The 22195-nt window shown below is 60.5% G+C and carries 14 protein-coding genes and 1 pseudogene; 3 read left to right on the top strand and 12 right to left on the bottom strand.

Annotation, left to right across the window (positions count from 1 at the left end; translation table 11 throughout):
* Positions 1-12: 12 nt before the first annotated feature.
* The 5 genes from astB to AC4PS7_RS09240 all read right to left on the bottom strand — a co-directional run bounded on the left by astB (position 13) and on the right by AC4PS7_RS09240 (position 6535).
* Complete coding sequence (astB, locus tag AC4PS7_RS09260; RefSeq protein ID WP_010208320.1) at positions 13-1359, bottom strand: N-succinylarginine dihydrolase; 1347 nt, start codon at positions 1357-1359, stop codon at positions 13-15.
* Positions 1360-1511: 152 nt separating this feature from the next.
* On the bottom strand, positions 1512-2981 hold the full coding sequence (gene astD / locus AC4PS7_RS09255) for a succinylglutamate-semialdehyde dehydrogenase (RefSeq protein WP_162483030.1): 1470 nt from the start codon (positions 2979-2981) through the stop codon (positions 1512-1514).
* Positions 2978-4003: an arginine N-succinyltransferase gene (astA, locus tag AC4PS7_RS09250; RefSeq protein WP_010208317.1), complete on the bottom strand. Its 1026-nt coding sequence runs from the start codon at positions 4001-4003 to the stop codon at positions 2978-2980. Before astA ends, astD begins: the two co-directional genes overlap by 4 nt.
* A gap of 51 nt (positions 4004-4054) precedes the next feature.
* Positions 4055-5074, bottom strand: a complete 1020-nt coding sequence (gene aruF / locus AC4PS7_RS09245; RefSeq protein ID WP_003175655.1) for an arginine/ornithine succinyltransferase subunit alpha — start codon at positions 5072-5074, stop codon at positions 4055-4057.
* 240 nt (positions 5075-5314) lie between these two features.
* Positions 5315-6535, bottom strand: a complete 1221-nt coding sequence (locus tag AC4PS7_RS09240) for an aspartate aminotransferase family protein (RefSeq protein WP_021491465.1) — start codon at positions 6533-6535, stop codon at positions 5315-5317.
* Between the two features lie 309 nt (positions 6536-6844).
* On the opposite strand from AC4PS7_RS09240, the gene AC4PS7_RS09235 reads away from it, so the two are divergent.
* Positions 6845-12763 (top strand): dermonecrotic toxin domain-containing protein, encoded by a 5919-nt coding sequence (locus tag AC4PS7_RS09235; protein WP_492179360.1) that lies wholly within the window; start codon positions 6845-6847, stop codon positions 12761-12763.
* A 14-nt stretch (positions 12764-12777) separates the two neighbouring features.
* Here the strand turns inward: AC4PS7_RS09235 and AC4PS7_RS09230 are convergent, their stop codons facing one another.
* The 7 genes from AC4PS7_RS09230 to acs form a co-directional block, all read right to left on the bottom strand.
* A complete protein-coding gene (locus AC4PS7_RS09230; RefSeq protein ID WP_010208312.1) occupies positions 12778-13758 on the bottom strand; it encodes a GlxA family transcriptional regulator in 981 nt (326 codons plus the stop codon).
* Positions 13759-14003: 245 nt separating this feature from the next.
* Positions 14004-14768: an ABC transporter ATP-binding protein gene (locus AC4PS7_RS09225; protein WP_010208310.1), complete on the bottom strand. Its 765-nt coding sequence runs from the start codon at positions 14766-14768 to the stop codon at positions 14004-14006.
* A 27-nt stretch (positions 14769-14795) separates the two neighbouring features.
* Positions 14796-15908 carry a succinylglutamate desuccinylase/aspartoacylase family protein gene (locus AC4PS7_RS09220; protein WP_021491462.1) on the bottom strand — a complete coding sequence of 371 codons (1113 nt, stop codon included), beginning with the start codon at positions 15906-15908 and terminating at the stop codon, positions 14796-14798.
* A gap of 1 nt (position 15909) precedes the next feature.
* On the bottom strand, positions 15910-16608 hold the full coding sequence (locus tag AC4PS7_RS09215; protein ID WP_010208307.1) for an ABC transporter permease: 699 nt from the start codon (positions 16606-16608) through the stop codon (positions 15910-15912).
* Entirely contained in the window at positions 16605-17294 is a 690-nt protein-coding gene (locus AC4PS7_RS09210; RefSeq protein WP_010208305.1) for an ABC transporter permease, read from the bottom strand. Before AC4PS7_RS09210 ends, AC4PS7_RS09215 begins: the two co-directional genes overlap by 4 nt.
* 91 nt (positions 17295-17385) lie before the next feature.
* The gene (locus tag AC4PS7_RS09205) at positions 17386-18171 is read right to left on the bottom strand and encodes an ABC transporter substrate-binding protein (RefSeq protein ID WP_010208303.1); all 786 of its coding nucleotides are present in this window, start codon (positions 18169-18171) and stop codon (positions 17386-17388) included.
* Positions 18172-18866: 695 nt separating this feature from the next.
* On the bottom strand, positions 18867-20822 hold the full coding sequence (gene acs / locus AC4PS7_RS09200; RefSeq protein ID WP_010208301.1) for an acetate--CoA ligase: 1956 nt from the start codon (positions 20820-20822) through the stop codon (positions 18867-18869).
* Positions 20823-21218: 396 nt separating this feature from the next.
* Between acs and AC4PS7_RS09195 the strand changes: the two genes are divergently transcribed.
* Positions 21219-21488, top strand: a complete 270-nt coding sequence (locus AC4PS7_RS09195; protein ID WP_021491461.1) for a DUF2790 domain-containing protein — start codon at positions 21219-21221, stop codon at positions 21486-21488.
* Between the two features lie 484 nt (positions 21489-21972).
* Positions 21973-22195 (top strand): annotated as a pseudogene (locus tag AC4PS7_RS09190) (ribonucleotide-diphosphate reductase subunit beta); the annotation flags it as partial.

Genomic DNA, 22195 nt, shown 5'->3' with positions numbered 1-22195 from the left:
AAGAAGGTGGCGTTAATTGATCTGGAAAGGATAAACCGAGCCCAGTTTAAGGATTTGCGTCAGTTCATCCAATGCCGTCCGGCACTCCAACAGCAATTGCGGGTCTGCCAGGTCGGTTTCGCGCAGGCTGTCGCGGTAGTGCTTGTCGACCCACTGGGTGAGCGTGTCGTACAACGGCGCGGTCATGATAACGCCTGGATTCACCGCCGCCAGTTCCGTTTCATTCAACGCCACACGTAAACGCAGGCACGCCGGGCCACCGCCGTTCTGCATGCTTTGCTTGAGGTCGAACACCTTCACTTCACGGATCAGGCCACCGGTCGCGGTCAGGCTTTGCAAGTACTGCCAGACGCGCTCGTTGGCGCGGCATTCTTCCGGCACGATCAGCAGCATCGAGCCGTCGGCGCGGCTCAGCAACTGGCTGTTGAACAGGTAGGAACGTACCGCGTCTTCGACACTGACCTGAGCGCGGGGTACGCAGACGGACTGGAAGTTACCGCCCAACTTGCCCAGTTTGCCTTGCAGTTCGGCGAGCATCTGTTCGGTATTGAGAAAGGCATCCTCATGATAGAACAGCACTTCACCGTTACCCACTGCGATCACGTCGTTATGGAACACACCGGCATCGATCACCGCCGGGTTCTGCTGGGCGTACACCACGCCGTCATCTTTCAGGCCATGCAAACGTGCGACGGCTTGAGACGCCTCAAGCGTCTGGCGAGCAGGGTATTTCTGCGGCGCCGGGTAACGGGGATCGAACGCGCTGCGACCAAACACGAAGAATTCGACGCCCGCCTCGCCATATTCACGGCAGAAGCGTGTGTGGTTGGCCGCGCCTTCATCACCGAATTGCGCCACCGCCGGCAACGCGGCGTGGTGGGCGAAGTGTTTATCATCGGCAAACATCGCCCCCAGCACGCGACTGGTGGTCGGGTGTTCGATGCTGCGGTGGTACTTGCAGTTGAGGTTGGCGGCGGTGAAATGCACGCGTCCGTCAAAGGTGTCGGCACTTGGGCTGACGGTGGCGGCGTTGGCCACCCACATGCTCGACGCCGAGCAGCTCGCGACCAGCAACGGCATCGCATCCTTGGCCGCCTGCTGGATCACTTGGGCGTCGCTGCCGCTGAAACCCAGGTTGCGCAAGGCAGCCACATCAGGACGTTCCTGAGGCGCCAACACACCTTGGACAAAGCCCATGTCCATCAGGGCTTTCATCTTTTGCAGGCCCTGCAACGCCGCTTCCTTGGGGTTGGAATGCTGTTGGCTGTTGCTCTGGGACGCGACGTTGCCGAAGGACAAGCCGCCGTAGTTATGGGTCGGCCCCACTAGACCGTCAAAATTGACTTCATAGGATTTCATCGGCGAGGCTCCACGAACATCTGTTTTTATAGGCAATCTTCAGCACACCACAGATCCAATGCGGGAGCGGGCTTGCTCGCGAAAGCGGTGCACCAGTCACCTCATACATCAACTGACAGACCGCATTCGCGAGCAAGCCCGCTTCCACATTTTTAGACCAGTGTTATGCCCGGGGTCAGCGTGGCTGGCAATACCAGGCTCGGGGTCTCAAGCGAGGCCACCGGGTACGCGCAGTAATCCGCGGCGTAATACGCACTGGCGCGATGGTTGCCCGACGCCCCCACCCCACCGAACGGCGCGGTACTGGCGGCGCCGGTCAGCTGTTTGTTCCAGTTGACGATACCGGCGCGGCTTTCCAGCCAGAACTGCTGGTAGCGCGCTTCGGAGTCCGACAACAAACCAGCGGCCAGGCCGTACTGGGTGTTGTTGGCCTCGGCAATCGCCGCTTCAAAATCAGCGTAGCGGATCACCTGCAACAAGGGGCCGAACAGCTCCTCGTCTTCGCGTTCGGTGACGCCGGTCACGTCGATGATGCCAGGGGTCAGCAACGCGGCCTGGTCCTGGGGCTGGGTCATCTCCAGCAGCGCCACGGCGCCATTGGCCAACATCAGTTCCTGAGCGTCCATCAAGGCCTTGGCCGCTGCGAGGGAGATCACCGAGCCCATGAACGGCGCGGGTTGCTGATCAAATGCGCCCACCTCGATGGTCGAGCTGACCGCCACCAGGCGCGCCAGCAATGCGTCGCCCCAGGCGCCTTCCGGCACCAGCAAGCGGCGCGCACAGGTGCAGCGCTGGCCGGCAGAGATAAACGCCGACTGGATGATGGTGTAGACCGCTGCATCCACGTCGGCCACTTCGTCGACCACGAGCGGGTTGTTGCCGCCCATTTCCAGGGCCAGGATCTTGTCCGGACGCCCGGAGAATTGCTGATGCAGATGATTGCCGGTACGGCTGGAACCGGTGAAGAACAACCCGTCGATACCTGGGTTGGCCGCCAACGCGATGCCGGTTTCCCGCGCGCCTTGCAGCAGGTTCAATACGCCTGCCGGCAATCCGGCTTCGATCCAGCACTGCACGGTCAGCTCGGCAACCTTGGGGGTCAGCTCGCTCGGCTTGAACAGCACGGTATTGCCCGCCAGCAAGGCCGGGACGATATGCCCGTTCGGCAAGTGGCCAGGGAAGTTGTACGGGCCAAACACTGCCACCACACCGTGCGGCTTGTGGCGCAACACCGCAGTGGCGTCGCCCAGGGGGCCGCTCTTCTCGCCGGTACGCTCACGGTAGCTTTGCACCGAGATCGCGATCTTGTTCGCCATGCTGGTGACTTCGGTGGCCGACTCCCACAGCGGCTTGCCGGTTTCTTCCCCGATGCAACGGGCGATATCGTCGGCACGGCTTTTCAGGGTGGCAGCGAAGGCCTCCAGCACACTGATGCGCTCTTCCAGCGGACGCTTGGCCCACGCAGGGAACGCCTGGCGTGCGGCCTGCACAGCGGATTCGACCTGCTCGGCGGTGGCGCCATTGCCGGCCCACAGCACCTGCTGGGTCACCGGGTTGCGCGATTCAAACAGTTCACCCTGGCCGGCCAGCCAGCTCCCTGCGATATACAACGAATTCATTATTTCGACTCCCGAGCAGCGGACAACGGAACGGCACGCACTTGATCACCCACCACCAGTTGCAGGCGCTTGGCGGTCTGTGGATCGACCACCAGCGTGCCTGCCGCCAGACGGGCCGGTGCGGCGGTAATGCGGCACTCTTCACGCTTGCGGTTATGGATCAGGAACGGCGTGGCATCGTCCCCCGGCGTACCGATGGCCAACACCAGCGACTGGCTGTCACGCACGGCGCGGATCTTGGTGGTTTCACACTCCACCGCAGGTCCCGCGTCGAAGATGTCGACATAGCCCTGGTAGCTGAAGCCTTCGCTCTTGAGCATGCTCAAGGCGGGCTCAGTGTCCGGGTGGACCTTGCCGATCACATTGCGCGCGTCTTCAGACAGGAAGCAGCTGTACAGGGGAAACTTTGGCATCAGCTCGGCGATAAACGCCTTGTTGCCCACACCGGTGAGGTAATCGGCCTGGCTGAATTCCATCTTGAAGAAGTGCCGACCCAGGCTTTCCCAGAACGGCGAACGCCCGGCGTCGTTAGACACACCGCGCATCTCGGCGATGATCTTGTTGCCAAACAGGTGCGGGAATTCGGCGATAAACAGCAGACGTGCCTTGGCCAGCATGCGGCCGTTGAGGCCGGTGCGGTAATCTGCGTGCAGGAACAACGAACACAGCTCGGAATTGCCGGTGAGGTCGTTGGCCAGGAACAGCGTCGGGATCTCGCGGTAGATATTCAGCTCCTGGGAGGCGCTGACCGTCAGGCCGACCCGGAAGTTGTACCAGGGTTCACGCAGGCCAACGGCGCCGGCGATGGCGGAAATCCCCACCACGCGACCTTCGTCGTTTTCCAGCACGAACAGGTAGTCGGCATCACCACGCCCGGCGTCGCCGCGAAAGGTTTTCTCGGCCCAGCCTACCCGATGGGTCAGGCGCTCCTCGTTGGCCGGCAAGGTGGTGAGGCCAGTGCCGGTGCTGCGCGCCAGATCAATCAGGGCCGGTAAATCGCTGCTGCGTACGGGACGAACGATCATGCTATCTCCTCAGACGGGCCGCTGTTGTCAGCCACCCGCGAAACTCTCTTTTTAAACCGCTACCAGGCGCACGCTCGCGCCTTCGCCAACACCCAGGGCTTCGGCCGCTGCGAGGTCCAACGTCACCGGCTTGCCGGGCGCATAGTCCAGCTCCAGCATCACCGCGCGGTAATCCTGCAACTGTGCGTTGCTCACCAGATACTGGCGGCCGACACCCTTGACCATCTCACCGATCTTCACCGGCACCACGCGGCTCTGGGCAATCGAGCGAATGCCCGAGACCCGTGCATGCAGCGTCGGGCCACCGTCGAAGATGTCGATGTAGTGATCGGTCTCGAAGCCTTCACGCATGAGGATGTCGAAGGTGATCTGCGCACGCGGGTGTACCTGGCCCATGGCTTCCTGGGCTTCGTCCGGCAGCAGCGGCACATAGATCGGGTAATGCGGCATCAATTCGGCGAGGAAGGTGCGGCTTTTCAGCCCGCACAGGCGCTCGGCGGCGGCGTAATTGAGGTCGAAGAAGTTGCGGCCGATGGCGTCCCAGAACGGCGAGTCACCGTTCTCGTCGCTGTAGCCGACGATCTCGGTCACCACAGAGTCGGCAAAGCGCTCGGGATGGCTGGCGACGAACAGCAGGCGGCCACGGGAATTGAGTTCCGACCACGGCGACCCCACCAGCTCCGGCACCACGTAGAAACTGGTGAGCAGGCTGTTGCCGGTAAGGTCGTGGCACTGGGAAAGCACGTGGATCTTGTTGTGGATCTTCAGCTCGCGGGAGGCGTGCACGAAGGTCTCGTTACGGAAGCTGTAGAAGGGTTCCGAGTAGCCAGCCGAGGCGACGATGGCCGAGCAGCCGGCGAGCTTGCCGGTCTCGGTGTCTTCGAGCACGAAGAAATAACTCTCTTCGCCGTTGAAACTGACCTCTGCGGCGAAGGATGCTTCGCTGGCGGCGATCTTGTCGCTCAGTCGTTCCACATCGTCCGGCAAGGAGGTGACACCAATCGGGCTGTCCGCAGCCAGACGCTGTACCTCGCCCAGATCAGCCATTTGCGCGGGGCGCATCACCAGCATGGTGTCACTCCTTAACTCGAAAAACTCACAGGAAAAAATGCCGGACACGAGATCCAAGTTCACACACATTTCAATGTGCAAGCAGATCCCTGTGGGAGCTGGCTTGCCTGCGATGCAGGCACCTCGGTCTGTCAGTTGCACCGAAGTGATGCTATCGCAGGCAAGCCAGCTCCCACAGTTGACTCGGTCCGGCCTATAGAATTTTGCTCGACGCCTGATCGCCAGGCACCGATCGGTCCATCAGGCTTGCGTCAACGTCTTCACAGCACGTTCAAAACGGTCCAGGCCTTCCTTGATGTCCGCGTCTTCCACCACCAGGCTCGGCGCGAAACGCACCACGTCGGGGCCGGCTTGCAGGATCATCAGGTTTTCTTTCTCGGCCGCGTTGAACACGTCCTTGGCCTTGCCCTTGAACGCGTCGCTCAGCACGCAACCGAGCAGCAGGCCCATGCCGCGCACTTCGGTGAAGATACCGTACTGCTTGCCGATCTGCTCCAGGCGCGCCTTGAACAGGTCGTGCTTGGCATTCACGCCGGCCAGCACTTCAGGGGTGTTGATCACGTCGATCACCGCCTCGGCCACCGCACACGCCAGCGGGTTGCCGCCGTAGGTGGTGCCGTGGGTGCCGACCACCAGGTGCTTGGCCAACGCTTCGGTGGTGAGCATTGCCGCGATCGGGAAACCACCGCCCAGGCTCTTGGCGCTGGTGAGGATGTCCGGGGTCACGCCGTAGTGCTGGTAAGCGAACAGGTGGCCACTGCGGCCCATGCCGGTCTGCACTTCGTCGAACACCAGCAGCGCGTTGTTCGCGTCGCACAAGTCGCGGGCGCCTTGCAGGTAAGCCAGTTCGGCCGGCAGCACGCCGCCTTCGCCCTGGATCGGTTCCAATACAACGGCGCAGGTCTTATCCGACACGGCGGCTTTCAGCGCGTCCAGGTCGTTATAAGGAACGTGGGTGATACCGGTGATTTTAGGACCGAAACCATCGGAGTACTTGGACTGCCCACCGACGTTGACGGTGAACAGGGTACGGCCATGGAAGCTGTTGAGCGCCGCGATGATCTCGTATTTCTCGCTGCCGAAACGGTCGAACGCCACGCGACGGGCCAGCTTGAACGCGGCCTCGTTGGCCTCGGCGCCGGAGTTGCAGAAGAACACACGCTCGGCGAAGGTGGCGTCGATCAGCTTGTGGGCCAGGCGCAGGGCCGGCTCATTGGTGAAGACGTTGGAGACGTGCCACAGCTTGTGGGCCTGTTCGGTCAGCGCACCGACCAGCGCCGGATGGGCATGGCCCAATACGTTGACCGCGATGCCGCCGGCAAAGTCGATCAGCTCGCGACCCGCCTGGTCCCATACGCGCGAACCTTCGCCACGCACAGGGATGAATGCAGCCGGTGCGTAGTTAGGCACCATGACCTGGTCGAAATCGGCACGTTGCACCGGGGCTTGCTCAACGGACATCGGAGTCTCCTGAAGAGGAACGCCTGCCTGGAACTGGCGGGCGATGCAGGGATTGTAAGGACAGTTTTCAGCGCGGCCTTGCCGCCAAGCGACAACTTCTTATAGCGCCAACCCGCGATTTTGGCGGGTTTACGCCAATGCGACAAATAGCGTCGCAATGGCGCAGTTTAAACGCTCGCGTGTCCCAGCGGCAGGTGGTCGGGCAGGATAGCGGCAATGTAATCGGCAGCCGGCTATCTATCTACCTCCGGCCGACTGGCCGAAATTGTTCTGCTACTGCGCCTGTTCATCACGCAAAGGCGTATTCCAGTGACCTCACCCATTCAGCTCCCGGACGTGTCGGCATATCGCGACCTGCACCAGGATATCCTCATGCAAGCCGTGCCCGCGTGGCTGCCCACCCTTTCCCCGGCCAAGCGCACAGCGCTGAACAACGTTAAGCCAAGCATTCCGCAGTGGTACAAAACCGCGTCCCCCGACGCTCATGACACCCTGAAAAACCGAGTGAGTCGTGCCTGGGAGGCACAATCCAAGGTGGATCAGGCCATGGGCACCCTGAAATCGCCGCAGGCATTCGGGGCGCCCCTGCTCGCGCAGTTACTCAAACGGCGCTTTGGCATCGAACGTGACGTCGAGACCACGTATTTGCGCCTTTATATTCCCCTGACGATCCCATGGTTCTCGGTGCGCTCAGGCGCGGCAAGAACCTGGACCGTGTCATTGCTGGACGCGGCCCTGCACAACTTCGAAGCCGGCGAGGTATTTGAAGCGTCATCCGGCTTCATCACCAAGCCCACCAGCACCGGCCAATTCGACACGCTGCCTGCGCTCGACACACGCATCATGGTGGCGCAGTTCACCGCTTTGTGCCGCGAGCTGGACATCGGCGCCAAGTACCAACGCTACCTTGAGCAGTTCTTTGACTTCAACAACCCGCTGGCCATGGCCAGCCTGCAACTGAAGCTCAAGCACAGCCAGGCAGCAGACTTGAACGTCGCGCTGAAAATGGCCTGGATGAAAGGCGATCTGCACGATGATCAGTCCGTCACACGGTTGCAGCGCCTGCTCAACACCGACGACAACCCAAGCACCTGCTACCCACTGCAGTGCTACAACCTGAGCATCATGTCGACGGCGCTCACCGGCATCGTGCTGTTTGCCGAGAACATCGGCAGCCGGCATCCCGTAGGCGTTATCGCCTATATCCCCGACGACCCTTACGCACCGCTCAAGCAGTACCCCACTCTTGTCGACTTCATGACCGCCCTGGGCAACAACCTGCGCAGCGCCGAGTATCAACAATTCTTCAGCCGTTTCATCAGCCACGAAGAACGCGGCCTCTTCTTCGCCGACCTCAACCGCAGGCTGTCCAAGGTCACCTGGCACCCGCACACCCGCGGCGATCCACTGCCGTCCTGGCGCGAAACACCCATCGACCAGCCGCACCTGGCATTCCGCGCCACTGCGATCAGTGGGGATCTGTTCACCCACTTGTTTCAGACAAAACTCAGCAAGGTGTTCAGCGATGCCCGCGCCATCGCGGTGTCCACCGCCAGCGTCGACCAGCGAGTACGCTGGGAGCGCTGGGCCATCGTGCAGAAAGTCGCCTCGGCGATCCTGCAAATCGCGGCGCTCATCGTCGCCCCGTTTGTGCCGCCCGTGGGTTTGCTGATGCTTGGCTACAGCGCCTACCAAATGCTGGACGAGGCCTTCGAATGGGTCATCGACTGGGCGGTGGGCGACGTGACCGAGGCGTTCGCACATTTGCTGTCATTCGTAGAGCAAGGGATACAACTGGGCCTGTTCATCGCGGGTGCGCCCATTGCCGCGAGCGCCCTGCGCACGCTATTACCCGCTGATGCCATAAAGTTTTTCGACAGTTTCAAGCCTGTCGCTCTACCCGATGGCAAGACGCGGCTCTGGAAACCCGACCTCGCGCCCTACGCCCACGACCTCCGACTGGCGAGCCACTCCTACCCAAACGCCCAAGGGCTGCATGCCTACAACGGTAAAAACATCCTGCTGCTCGCGGACAAACCTTTCATGGTCGAGACCGATCCCATCACCCAGCAGCGCTACCTGCAACATCCCACCCGGAGCAATGCCTACCGCCCACCCCTGCTGAGCAACGACAAGGGCGCCTGGCTAAATGAGCTGGACACGCCGCTGAGCTGGGACAGCACCACCCTCATGAAACGCCAAGGTCCTAGAACCGCCGGGCTCAGTGATGAGCAGTTGGTCGCTGCTCGTCGTATCAGCGGCACCCGCGAAGGTGCGCTGCGCAAGATGTACGTCAACCAGCATCAGCCGCCCCCCTTGCTGACCGACACCGTTGATCGCTTCCGGATCGACCAGGCGTTACAGGACTTCATCGATCAAATGAACAGCGATGATCCGGCGATTTACCGACGGGCCGATGCGCAGTCCCAACTGCACCTGCTGGCCAACCTGGAGCTTTGGCCAAAAGCCAAGACCCTGCGTTTCCTTGACTCAAACGGCAGAACCGCCTGGGAGCTGCCCGGCGAAAAAAACGCCAGTGTGGTGCAGATACACGAAGCCCAGCTGAAACAAGATGTCGTGCTGGAAACGCTGCTGGAGGCCCTGGATGAGCCCCAACGCAAAACCTTGCTGGGGGAAGCATTCGGCGACCCGGTCACCTCCCTGAAAAATCGCGCGCTTAAACTCAGGAAACAACTGGCCGGGCGGGCCCAATCGCATCGAGCTGAACTGTTCGACACCCGCTACCAACAGCTGGAGCGCCCTATCACCCCTCGCCAACGGGCCATGATAGACAACACACCCGGATTGCCGCTCACCGCAGCCGACGCCCTGCTGGACACCGCCAACAGCCAGGAACTCAAGGCCGTTGACGAAGGCAAGATCCCCGTGCGCTTGAGCGAGTTGGCCCAATCGCTGCGGGATGAAGCCAGGGTGAACCATGCCTACGACGGCTTGTACCTCGACTCGACGGAGACCCTCGACACCCACCGACTGGCCTTGCACTCCCTGGAGAAATTGCCTGGCTGGGCAGGAAAAAAGCTGCGCATTGAGATCAGAAGCTCCACGCCCGAGGCCGCCCTCCTGGATGCCATCGGCAAACCGAAGGCACGCATCAAACGAACCCTGGTCCGTTCGCCCGACGGGCGTTACACCCCGCAAGACGACAGCGGCGAACTGTCCGGCGCGACCGACCTGTACAACGCGGTGCTGCAGGCCCTCCCCGATGCCGAGCGCAACGCCCTGGGCTTGCACATCGGCCAAGGCCCCGCTTTAAGGCTGGCCCTGCGCACCCATGCCCTGAAACGCGCGCCGTTGCGTACGCTGATCACCGCCGAACCCACACGCGCGCCCACCGACACCCGCACCCACCTGCGCCTGCTGGGCTTGGACAACTACCCGGCGGCACCGGCCGAACAGCACGACCTGCAGGCGCTGGCACGGGAACTGTATCCAGCCCACACCGATGAACAGATCGGCGAGATGATCCAAACGCTGGAGCGCCGTCCGGGCGGAGCCTTTGCGACATTAACGGCCCTGCGCCAGGAGTTTCAGCATCTGAATCGTGCCCTGGCCGACTGGGCCGCCCGCCCCCCGCACAGCTATCCGGGCACCGAGGTGAGCATGGGCCGTCAGGAATACAGTGACATGCGGCAAAACCGCGTCCTTTTCTGGCGTGAACTCTTAAGCGCCTGGCGCCGGGAAACCGAAACAGACGCCTACTTCGAGCATCCCAGCCAAAACGGTCAGACACTCAAATCGCACGCTATTTTGTATGGGGAGCTACCGGCGCTGCCGGCCAATTTCGAGCATATTTCCTTCCTTGAACTCAGTGGCAACCAGACAGCACTGACTAATATCGATGTTTTTTTGCGCAGCTTTCCGAACATTCGCCACCTCAGCATCACCCATGCCCAACTGGGTCAGCTGCCAGCCACTCTCAGCGCAATGCCGCGCCTCAACACGTTGATCCTCAGCAACTGCGCTATCACCCTGACGCCCGATAGCCTGAATACGCTGACAGCCATGAATAGACTTCGAACCCTGGACCTGTACAGCAACCCGCTGGGATTGTCTCCGAGCGTTGAACGCATGATTGATCTGCGCGCTCTGGACCTGTCCGAGACCGGTATTTCCAACCTCCCTGCCGGGCTGCTCAGTCGAGCATCGCTGGAGCTGGCGGTGCTGTCCAGAAACCGGATCACGCAGTTGCCTTCTGCGCTGTTCGACCTGCCCGCCGACACCTCGGCCACCTTCGACCTCTCGGGCAATCCCCTGTCGCGAGCGACCTTGGAGCAGGTAAAAAGTTATTACCAGCGAACAGGCCGCTATTGGGAAGTCGATGCCCTGGCAATCGATATTCAGCGCGTCAACACGCTCTTCCCGGACTTTAGCGTGAACGAAGTCAACCGCTTTCTCTTTGGCCTGCCCGGCACGATTGAAATAGGTCAGATCGAACTGGCACGGCTGGAAGTCGAATATGCCGACCTGTCCGACGGGCTTGATACGTGGGCACGACAGGCCCCCGCACCGGAGGAGCAAGCCCGGCGAGTGGCGTTCAAAGAGGAACTCCAAGCGTGCTGGCGCCGAGAAGGTGCATTGGATACGAGCAACCCACAGGCCATTTCCACGTTCACCGTGGAAAGCCCGCAGCCTGTGACTGGCACCTTCCCGTCACTCGACAGCGGCGTGTTCAGGCACGTGTCTTCATTGCACCTGAAGGGCGCGCAGGGTCCATTCCCGTTGCAGTCGCCGCTTTTTTTCAGAGGATTCCCGACCCTTAACCACTTATTCATCGAGGGGTATGTGATGGGCGATATCCCTGCTTCGGTATGGGACCTGCCGCAACTGTCATCCTTGCGCCTGCCCCGTTGCGCGCTCACCTTATCAACCGAGAGTGCCGCCTCACTCACCACGCTGAGCGAGCTGGCAACACTGGACTTGAGCCATAACACCGCTCTGGGGCAACTGCCGGATTTCAGCGCGCTGCCCAGACTTACCAGCATCGAACTTGAAGACACCGGCTTGACGGCAATCCCCGACGGCCTGCTGAAGGCCGTGGAGCGCCAACGCGTCAACCTGAGCAACAACCTGATCACCCAGATTCCCGACAGCGCGTTCAGGCTCCCCGACTCAGTAACCGCCGTCTTCGACCTCTCCCGCAACCCGCTGAACCGCTCGGGACTGATGCAGATCAAACGCCATTGCCAACGCACTGGCGAGCATTGGCGCGTCGATGCCCCAACGACGTCGCGAGAAAGGATCAAAGCGCTGTACCCCACCTTCACCGAACACGAAGCCAGCCGCTTCTTTTTCGAGCTGCCCGGTGACCTGGACGCGGCAGAGCCTGCCATCGAACAACTTGAAACCGAATACGCACAACTGCGCACTGACCTAGAAGAGTGGGTGGTGAATGTCCCAGAACGGCACCCCGTCGTGGACACACCATTGGATGAACAAACGCGGGCACAGGATCAGCTTAATCGCCGTGCATTCAAAACGGTGCTTGAAGCAGCCTGGCGCCGCGAAAGCGAACTGGACGACAACAATGACGACGTTCGGCCGACCCATAAGCTGACTTTTGAAATGCCGATACTGGGCGAGCTGCCCGAACTGAGCGCCCGGTTCGACCATGTGACAACACTCGACCTAGAAGGCAATGGCACCACCACCCGCATCGACGGACTGCTCAAATGCTTCCCCAAACTCAGGAGCCTGGTCATCACACGATTCAGTCTGGGCGAAATTCCCCTCACCGCACTCAGCCTGCCAGCGCTCAACGCCCTGAGCCTGACCGAGTCAGCTATCCGCTTGACACCCACCAGTGTCCACGCCCTGTCATGGATGAGCGGACTGGCGTACCTGGACCTGGGTGGCAACCGGCTGGGCCTCACGCCTGACGTCAGTCAACTGACCGAACTGGAAACGCTGTACCTGCCAGACACCGACATTACCCACCTCCCACAAGGGCTGTTCGCCTTGCACGAGTTGCGCAGCCTGGACTTGAGCGACAATTTGATCGAAGAGATTCCTGCAGACTTTCTGCAGCTGGCCACGCAGCTCGACACCGACTCAGACATCAGCGGCAACCCCTTGTCGGCATCGAGCCTGGATACGCTCAGGCACTACTACCTGCTGACCGGTGACGACTTAGCGGTGGCCGCAGCCGGGCTGGATGAGAACGGCAGTCCTTTGGTCAGGCCCCGTTCACCAGAGCCGATGGAGGAATAAGACCCCGCTGTCGATCAACCGCGCTCGGACGGTACCGACGACAACTCAAACGGGCTGCTGCTACGGCGCTGGTTGCGGTCTTCACGAGGGGTGGCGCCGAAAAAATTACGGTAGGCGCTGGAGAAGTGCGGCCCTGAGGAAAAACCGCACGACAGGCCGATCTGGATGATCGACTTGCTGGTTTGCATCAACATCTGGCGGGCCTTGTTCAGGCGCAGCTCCAGGTAGTACTGGCTGGGGACGCGATTGAGGTACTGCTTGAAGATCCGTTCGAGTTGTCGTCGCGACACGCACACATGCTGGGCGATTTCGTCGGTCGTCAGCGGCTCTTCAATGTTGGCTTCCATCAGCAGCACGGCCTGGGTCAGCTTGGGATGGCTGGATCCCAAGCGGTTTTGCAGCGGAATGCGCTGGCGTTCGCCACCTTCACGGATGCGTTCCACCACCAACTCTTCGGAGACCGCACCGGCCAGTTCGGCGCCATGATCACGGGCCAACACTGCCAGGAGCAGGTCGAGCACCGACATGCCACCGCAGGCGGTGAGTCGATCGCGGTCCCAGTCGAACAAATGGCTGGTGGCGATGACCTTGGGGAAACGCTCGGCAAAATCGTCCTGCCAGCGCCAGTGCACGGCGGCACGATAGCCGTCGAGCAGGCCGAGCTGGGCCAGCGGGTACACACCAGCCGACAAGCCACCGATCACGCATCCGGCGCGAACCAGTTGCTTGAGGGCGGTGCTCAATGGGGAGGCGATGACCGCGGGGGGTTCGTCCGCCAGCAGGAACAGCTTCTGGAAGCCCTCCAGCTTACCGCCCCACGGCTCGCCCGGCAGTTGCCAGGCGCCCTCGGTGGACGGCTCGGCTTGCAGGAACGACAGCTCGTAGACCACGTCCGGATGCACCCGCTGGGCAACGCGCAAGGCCTCCTCAGCCAGCGCAAGCGTCAGGGCTTTTGTGCTGGGCCAAATCAGGAAACCAATTTTATGGGCGGTCATGGAGTGCTATCCGAAGCGAGTAACGTAATGAAGACAAGGGCTAATGCTAGCCCGTAAACCAACACAAATCTTTAAAGCTGATGAATATCCAAATGTCGGAGCGGGCTTGCTCGCGAAGGCGGTACTTCAGCTACACATGTATCGACTGACACTCCGCTTCGCGAGCAAGCCGGCTCCCACAGGGGGCCTCGGCCAACCTGAAGACTGCCGAGCATGCACTACTTCAGTGCACAAAGCAGTCTTGATTATTTCAGGCTGCCCGAGAGGAACTGCTGCAAGCGCTCCGATTGTGGGTTCACCAGCACTTCACGCGGGTTGCCGCGCTCTTCGACGATACCTTTGTGCAGGAACACCAGTTGGTTCGAGACTTCACGGGCAAAGCCCATTTCGTGGGTCACCACCACCATGGTGCGGCCTTCCTGGGCCAGGTCCTGCATCACCTTGAGCACTTCACCGACCAGTTCCGGGTCGAGGGCCGAGGTGGGTTCGTCGAACAGCATCACCTCAGGTTCCATCGCCAGGGCCCGGGCGATGGCTACGCGCTGCTGCTCACCGCCGGACATGTGGCCAGGGAACGCATCCTTACGATGGCCCACGCCGACCTTGGCCAGGTAGTGCTCGGCCTTTTCACGGGCTTCTTTCTTCGACACGCCGAGCACGTGCACGGGCGCTTCCATCACGTTTTCAATCGCGGTCATGTGCGACCACAGGTTGAAATGCTGGAACACCATGGACAAGCGCGAACGCATGCGTTGCAGTTGCTTGGGGTCGGCGGCCTTCATGGCGCCGTCCTTGTTGGCCACCAGCTTCAGCTCTTCGTTGTTGAGCAGAATCTTGCCGGCGTGGGGTTGCTCCAGCAGGTTGATGCAGCGCAAAAAGGTACTTTTGCCTGAACCGCTGGAACCGATGATGCTGATCACATCACCGGCTGCAGCAGCCAGGGACACGCCTTTGAGCACTTCATGACTGCCATAGCGTTTATGCAGGTCTTGGACTTCAAGTTTGTACATGCGGTCGGTTCTCACAGAAACAGGTGGTCAGTCGTTGAGCAAGCGCCCGTGACGCAGCGCATCGCGCCCCGCCACCTTGGCCAGCCAGAAACCCGCTTGGGCATAACGTAGCCGTTCAACGGCAAACAACACCCCCGAGGTGCCCGCGCAAAGGGTGCTGACGCGGTCCTCCAAGGGGTCAATCACTTCAAAAATCGGTTCGCCTTTTTCGACCCACTCACCCGCTTTACGCAGGTAGCTGATCACGCCGGCGTGGGGCGCAAACAGTAATTCGGTGCCTTCGAAGGGCAGGCCTTCACAGGGTTCGAATTGTGGCGCGGGCCATTCGCCCTTGATCAACCCCTGCTCGGCGAGGAACGCGAGAATGCCTTCGGCGTGGAAGATCGCCTCGTCACGTCCCGTATCCGCCTGACCGCCCAATTCCAGCGTAGTCGCCAGGCAGGCCAGCGGGATCTGCGCCTCGGGGAATGCCTGGGACAGACGCAGCCACGGCAGCGAACAGGCTTCATCGAACGAGCTGCCGCCGGAGTCTTCCGCCAGCAGGCCGACTTTCACATTCAGGTGCGCCGACAGCGAACGCCACTGCGGCCAGTGCTGGGGCAATGCGTACATGTGCAGCGCGGCTTCGGCGTCGCAGTGCAGGTCGAGCACGACATCGGCGGTGCAGGCGTGGCTGAGCAGGATGCGCTGCATGCCTTGCAACTGGCTGTTCGGCTCGGGCAATGCGTTGAGCGCATCGGTCATCGCCTGGCGAATCATGCGCACGTTGGCGTGAGGATCATCCCCCAGCTTGCCCGTGAGCAACTTGGCCACCGGCTCGCTCAGCTCAACGAAATCGCGGTTGAAATTCTTGCCGCTGCCCACTTCGAAACGGCCCTGGTGGCTGCCTTGCAGCAACTGGCCCAGGCCCATCGGGTTGGCGACCGGCACCAGCTCGATCACGCCATTGAGCGCACCTTGCTGTTCCAGTTCGGTGAGGCGCTTCTTCAGCTCCCACGCGGCGCGCATCCCCGGCAACTCATCGGCGTGCAAGCTGGCCTGAATATAGGCCTTGCGTTCGCCCTGGCCGAAACGGAACACGCTCAGTTGGCGCTCGCACCCCAGGTGGCCCCAGGGCAACAGGTGATCGACACGTTCCATATCAGTGCTTCCGTGGAGCCAGGTAGCTCAGCCAGCGGCGCTCGGCCAACTTGAACAGGCGCACTAGGATGAAGGTCAGGCACAGGTAGAACACACCGGCGGTGATATAGGCTTCGAACGGCAGGTAGAACTGGGCGTTCACCGTGCGCGCGGCACCGGTGATGTCGATCAGGGTGACGATGGAGGCCAGGCTGGTGGTCTGCAGCATCATGATCACTTCGTTACTGTACTGCGGCAGCGCCCGACGCAAGGCCGATGGCAACAGGATGCGGCGGTACAGCTTATAGCGCGACATCCCCATCGCCTTGGCCGCTTCGATCTCGCCGTTGGGGGTGGCCTTGAGGCTGCCGGCAATGATCTCGGCGGTGTAGGCGCTGGTGTTGATCGCAAACGCCAGGCACGCGCAGAACGTGGCACTGGACAACAGCGGCCACAGGAAACTTTCGCGCACCGCTTCGAACTGGGCCAGGCCGTAATAGATCAGGAACAACTGCACCAGCATCGGCGTGCCACGGATCACATAGGTGTAGAGCCAGGCCGCGCCGTTGACAATCGGCTGCTTGGACACGCGCATCAAGCCCAAAGGCAAGGCAGCGAGCAAGCCGAAGAACAGCGAGATGGCGAGCAGTTTCAGGGTGGTCAGCAGCCCGCCAAGGTACAGCGGCATGGCCTCCCAGATGACGTTGTAGTCGAAGATCATAGATCAGCCGCCCTTACGCCTACCGAGTAGCGCTTCTCAAGATGACGCAAGGCCAGCAACGACACGCTGGTGATCACCAGGTACATCGCCGCCACTGCGAGGAAGAAGGTAAAAGGCTCGCGGGTGGCGTCTGCCGCCTGCTTGGCCTTGAACATCATGTCTTGCAGGCCCACCACCGAAATCAGCGCAGTGGCCTTGGTCAGTACCAGCCAGTTGTTGGTGAAGCCAGGGATCGCCAGACGGATCATCTGCGGCACCATCACCCGGAAAAACACCTGGAAACTGCTCATGCCATACGCCAGGCCGGCTTCGGCCTGACCCTTGGGAATGGCCATGAAGGCGCCACGGAAGGTTTCCGAGAGGTAGGCGCCAAAGATGAAACCCAGGGTGCCGATACCGGCGGCCAAGGGGTTCAAGTCGATATAGTCGTCGTAGCCGAGCATCGGCGCGACGCGGTTGAGCAAGTCCTGGCCGCCATAGAAAATCAGCAGGATCAGCACCAGGTCGGGGATCCCGCGGATCACCGTGGAGTACAAGTCACCCAGCCAGGCCAACCAGCGCACCGGCGACAGGCGTAACGCGACCCCGATCAGACCCAGAACAATGGCCAAGGCCATGGACGACAAGGCGAGCTGAAGCGTCAACCATGCGCCATCGAGGATGACGGCCCCGTAGCCTTTCAACATGATTCAGGTCCTCGAAAAGGGGGATGAAAAAATGGCGCAAACCTCAGGAATTCTGTTGCTTGCGCCATTTCGGACAGACAGCTGCGACGATTTACTGGGCTTCAGGGCCGTAAATGTCGAAGTTGAAGTACTTTTTCTCGATTTCTTTGTACTTGCCATTGGCACGGATCGCGGCGATGGCAGCGTTGATACGGTCCAGGTTTTCCTTGTCGCCCTTGCGTACCGCGATGCCTATGCCGTCACCGAAGTATTTGGCGTCGGTGAAGGCTGGGCCGGTGAACGCGTAGCCTTTGCCAGCCGGGGTATCGAGGAAACCTTCCTGCAGCAGGGTCGCGTCAGCCACGGTGCCGTCGAGGCGACCGGCTTCCACGTCCAGGTAGATTTCGTTCTGCGAGCTGTAAGGCACAATGGTTGCGCCTTTAGGCGCCAGGACTTCCTTGGCGAAACGATCGTGGATCGAACCGCGCTGTACGCCGATCTTCTTGCCCTTCAGTTCATCCAGGCTGTCGCTGACGGCGGTGCCTTCCTTCAATACCAGGCGCGCTGGGGTCAGGTAGTAGCGGTTGGTGAAGTCCACGGACTTCTTGCGGTCGTCAGTGATGGACATGGACGACAGGATCGCGTCGATCTTGCGCACTTTCAGCGCGGGGATCAGGCCGTCGAACTCTTGCTCGACCCAGGTGCACTTGACCTTCATCTCTTCGCACAGGGCGTTGCCGATATCGTAGTCAAAGCCGACGATACTGCCATCGGGCGCTTTGGAGGCAAACGGAGGGTAAGCCGCTTCGATACCAATTTTCAGAGGCTTGCCTTCAGCGAAAGCCTGCATGGACAGCACGGACAGCGCCAGGGCGCCCAACAGCACGAGTTTCTTCATCTTGGGACTCCATCGGTATAGGGCAAAACAGCAGTATGAGCCATGGCCCACGATGCGGCGTAAGGGAAACCGAATTGCGGTGCTGCGTCCCACACCAGCGACATACTGGAGACGACGAGCGAGTGATCGGCATTCTAACGACAGGCCGGAAGCCGATATTTCCTCAATGCGACAACAATTTACAGAAGCACCGAGAAAGCGGTTCCAGCTCATTGACAGCCTCTGAATTTTATGCAGAGACAAAAGACATTAAACCTGTAGATGCTGCAAGTTGCGGGCCTATTATTCGCAAACCCTTCTAGCACGGCAAGTCTGGCGTTTAATCTTATTTCTTGGAGCGTCTAAAACGCGGTTTTTCGGGGCATAGGCGTAGCCCTTTGCCTCAGGTTTGGGCGTGGGGTTACACATTTGCGTTCGACGGTAACATTCAGAAACCTCCTACGCGAGAAACCGATATTTATTGGGTTGCAGGTTATACCGGTCTTTCAGATCACTAACCGATACCTGCTCGCAGTACCCTCCCGATGTGGGAGCGGGCTTGCTCGCGAATGCGGCGGGTCAGTCAATACATCTTTGACTGATACACCGCATTCGCGAGCAAGCCCGCTCCCACAGGGATTTCAAGCGTTTGCCAGATCCCACAAAAAAGCCCCACTCGGCTCACACCGAATGGGGCTCTGTCCCATCAACCCGCCTTACGCGACGTTCATGGTCTTGTGCGTTTCAATCAAATGCGCGACCACACCCGGGTCCGCCAAGGTGGAAATGTCGCCCAACCCGTCGTACTCGCCCGTGGCAATCTTGCGCAAGATACGGCGCATGATTTTCCCCGAACGCGTCTTCGGCAAGCCCGGTGCCCACTGGATCACGTCCGGCGAAGCGATCGGACCGATTTCCTTGCGCACCCAGTTTTTCAGTTCCAGGCGCAGGGCTTCGTTCGGCTCTTCGCCATTTTTGAGCGTGACATACACATAGATGCCCTGGCCCTTGATGTCGTGCGGCACACCCACCACCGCCGCTTCGGCGACTTTCGGGTGGGCAACCATGGCGCTTTCGATCTCGGCGGTACCCATGCGGTGGCCGGACACGTTCAACACGTCGTCCACGCGGCCGGTGATCCAGTAGTAGCCATCCTCATCACGACGCGCACCGTCACCGGTGAAGTACATGCCACGGAAGGTCTTGAAGTAGGTGTCGACGAAACGGTCATGGTCGCCGAACAGCGTCCGCGCCTGGCCTGGCCACGAATCGAGGATCACCAGGTTGCCCTCGGCAGCCCCTTCGATCAGGTTGCCCAGGTTATCCACCAATGCCGGCACCACGCCGAAGAACGGACGCGCCGCCGAACCCGGCTTAAGCGCATGGGCGCCCGGCAGTGGGCTCATCATGTTGCCGCCGGTTTCGGTCTGCCACCAGGTATCGACAATCGGGCAACGGGATTGGCCGACGTTCTTGTAGTACCAGTCCCAGGCTTCCGGGTTGATCGGCTCGCCCACCGAACCCAGCAAACGCAGGCTGCTGCCATCGGCGCCTTCACAGGCAGCGGTGCCCGAAGCCATCATCGCGCGGATCGCGGTCGGTGCGGTGTAGAGGATGTTGACCTTGTGCTTGTCGACGATCTTCGCCACCCGCGTGATATCCGGGTAGTTCGGCACGCCTTCGAACAGCAGCGTGGTCGCGCCATTGGCCAGCGGCCCGTAGACGATATAGGTGTGGCCGGTGACCCAGCCGACGTCGGCGGTGCACCAGTAGATTTCACCTGGGCGGTAGTCGAACACGCGCTCATGGGTCAGGGCTGCGTACAACAGGTAGCCGCCGGTGGTGTGCTGCACGCCTTTAGGCTTGCCGGTTGAGCCAGAGGTATAAAGAATGAACAGCGCTTCTTCAGCCCCCATCTCTTTCGGCGCGCACACAGTGCCGGCCACTTTCATCAGGTCTTCGTACCAGATGTCGCGATGCTGGTTCCACTTGATGTTGCCATTGGTGCGCTTGCACACGATGACTTTCTGGATGCTGCTGGTTTCCGGGTTGGTCAGGGCGTCGTCGACGTTGGCCTTCAGCGGAATCTTCTTACCCGCGCGGATGCCTTCGTCGGCGGTGATCACTACCTTCGACTTACAGTCGATGATGCGACCGGCCAGGGCCTCCGGCGAGAAACCGCCGAACACCACGGAATGGATCGCACCGATGCGGGTACAGGCCAGCATGGCGACCACGGCTTCGGGGATCATCGGCATATAGATAGTCACCACGTCGCCGCGATGCACATCCTGACCGCGCAGGGCGTTGGCGAACTTGCAGACTTCTTCATGCAGCTCGCGGTAGGTGATGGTGCGGCTTTCGGAAGGGTCATCGCCTTCCCAGATGATCGCCGCCTGATCGCCGCGCTCGGCGAGGTGACGGTCCAGGCAGTTGTAGGAAACGTTCAGCGTGCCATCGGCGAACCACTTGATGTCGACATGGTGATCGTCGAACGAGGTCTGCTTCACCGTGGTGAAAGGCTTGATCCAGTCAAGGCGCTTGGCTTGCTCGCGCCAGAAGCCATCGGGGTTGACCACCGACTGCTGGTACATGGCCTTGTAGGTCGCCTCGTCGGTCAGCGTGTTGGCTGCTACTTCGGGGCGGACGGGGTACAGGGAAGCCGCACTCATCTTTCTTACCTCGGTGACATAGTTGTTGTTGTATGGCCCTGTTGTAGCCGGGGCCGACCTATAGAACCATTCGACGATGGTAGTAACAAGCCCCTACAAATTGCCCTGATATCGCCGTCTACACCTCTAGCCCGCGGGCTGCGGCGCTTCGCAGCTGTGTGAAAAAAGCTTTACCACGGGATTGTTACAAAAACCGCCAATAGTGTTTATCAAAAGTACGGGTATATGAATATAACCCGCAGGCCTAAAATCAACTCCGTCAACACGACACTGTGATTAACAACGCAACAGCCCCCACGAAGGCAACGTTAATCCGAACTTTCCAACCCTAAGTTACACACGTGGCCTCACAAGGGCCCCGTGACCCCACTCGCCCTGAATAAGGTATATAGAGAAATGAAAGCTTTAGTAGTTATGGCCCTCAGCAGCTTGTGCGTCACCGCCGCCCTGGCCGACGAAGCCCCGACTGACGTAGCTAGCCGCAACACCCCGATCGTTGAGGATTACACTTACAGCACCCACTTGGATGTTGCCAAAGTAGTGTCCATGAGCAGTATTCCGGAAGTGTGTGAAGTTGTACCGGTGAAGATGGAATATGAAGACTCACAAGGTCAGCGTCACATTCTTAATTACCATGTGATGGGCAATGGTTGTTCTAACGGCTAATTACCTGATTAGGTTGACCTGAACCCGATCTTATTCGCCGCAAGAAATCGTTCTTGCGGCAAAGAACCGGGCCCCTCCTCCCCTCGCTGCGCCCCCTCGAAAAAAATCCTGCCGCTCGTCCCTCCGGCCAACCCCAGCAAACCCGCGCTTTGGCTTGAAAAGCAGGCTTTTTGTCTGCGATCCGTGACCATCCGCCACAACACAAAGCCGATTTTTTCCCTATAATGCGCGTGTAAATCGGGCCTGCAATATCCCTTTACACTGGGATGAAGAGCCAGACCTGAGGCCTCCCGCTGGAGCAAGCACCTACCGCTCCGCACCTCAAGCCTCACGCAGAGCACCCGTAACCCTATTCCGTTTAATGCGTGCGCTAGCTGCAACAAACGATTCCTTAAGATCCACCGCGGCCTCAGGGCCGTGTGAACACCCAACCATCCGGTTTCACACGGGCACCTTTGAGCCCTCACGCAGGAGACGACACGTCATGCTGAGCTGGGACGAATTCGACAAAGAAGAAGAAGGCGAAGTAGCCACCAAAGGCGCCAACGCCGGCCACGCCACCGAAGCCAACATGGACCGCCTCGACGGTGACGGCGCCAAAGCCGCCCTCGAAGCCCGCGCCGTCACCGCCAGTGACTCCGCCGCCATCGTGCGCGCCAAGGCCGCCCTGGACAAACTCGACGTCGCCGAAGGCCTCGCCGAGCTGG

This window comes from Pseudomonas sp. DW-iso3 (assembly GCF_058725305.1).
Note: the sequence above shows the minus strand (reverse complement) of the source record. Positions and strands in the feature narration are given on the sequence as shown.

Coding starts and splice junctions, on each gene's coding strand:
- AC4PS7_RS09220 (WP_021491462.1), bottom strand. CDS start 15,908: ATGGAACGTGTCGATCACCTGTTGCCCTGGGGCCACCTGGGGTGCGAG.
- AC4PS7_RS09195 (WP_021491461.1), top strand. CDS start 21,219: ATGAAAGCTTTAGTAGTTATGGCCCTCAGCAGCTTGTGCGTCACCGCC.
- AC4PS7_RS09210 (WP_010208305.1), bottom strand. CDS start 17,294: ATGTTGAAAGGCTACGGGGCCGTCATCCTCGATGGCGCATGGTTGACG.
- aruF (WP_003175655.1), bottom strand. CDS start 5,074: ATGCTGGTGATGCGCCCCGCGCAAATGGCTGATCTGGGCGAGGTACAG.
- AC4PS7_RS09240 (WP_021491465.1), bottom strand. CDS start 6,535: ATGTCCGTTGAGCAAGCCCCGGTGCAACGTGCCGATTTCGACCAGGTC.
- AC4PS7_RS09205 (WP_010208303.1), bottom strand. CDS start 18,171: ATGAAGAAACTCGTGCTGTTGGGCGCCCTGGCGCTGTCCGTGCTGTCC.
- astB (WP_010208320.1), bottom strand. CDS start 1,359: ATGAAATCCTATGAAGTCAATTTTGACGGTCTAGTGGGGCCGACCCAT.
- acs (WP_010208301.1), bottom strand. CDS start 20,822: ATGAGTGCGGCTTCCCTGTACCCCGTCCGCCCCGAAGTAGCAGCCAAC.
- AC4PS7_RS09215 (WP_010208307.1), bottom strand. CDS start 16,608: ATGATCTTCGACTACAACGTCATCTGGGAGGCCATGCCGCTGTACCTT.
- AC4PS7_RS09225 (WP_010208310.1), bottom strand. CDS start 14,768: ATGTACAAACTTGAAGTCCAAGACCTGCATAAACGCTATGGCAGTCAT.
- AC4PS7_RS09230 (WP_010208312.1), bottom strand. CDS start 13,758: ATGACCGCCCATAAAATTGGTTTCCTGATTTGGCCCAGCACAAAAGCC.
- astA (WP_010208317.1), bottom strand. CDS start 4,003: ATGATCGTTCGTCCCGTACGCAGCAGCGATTTACCGGCCCTGATTGAT.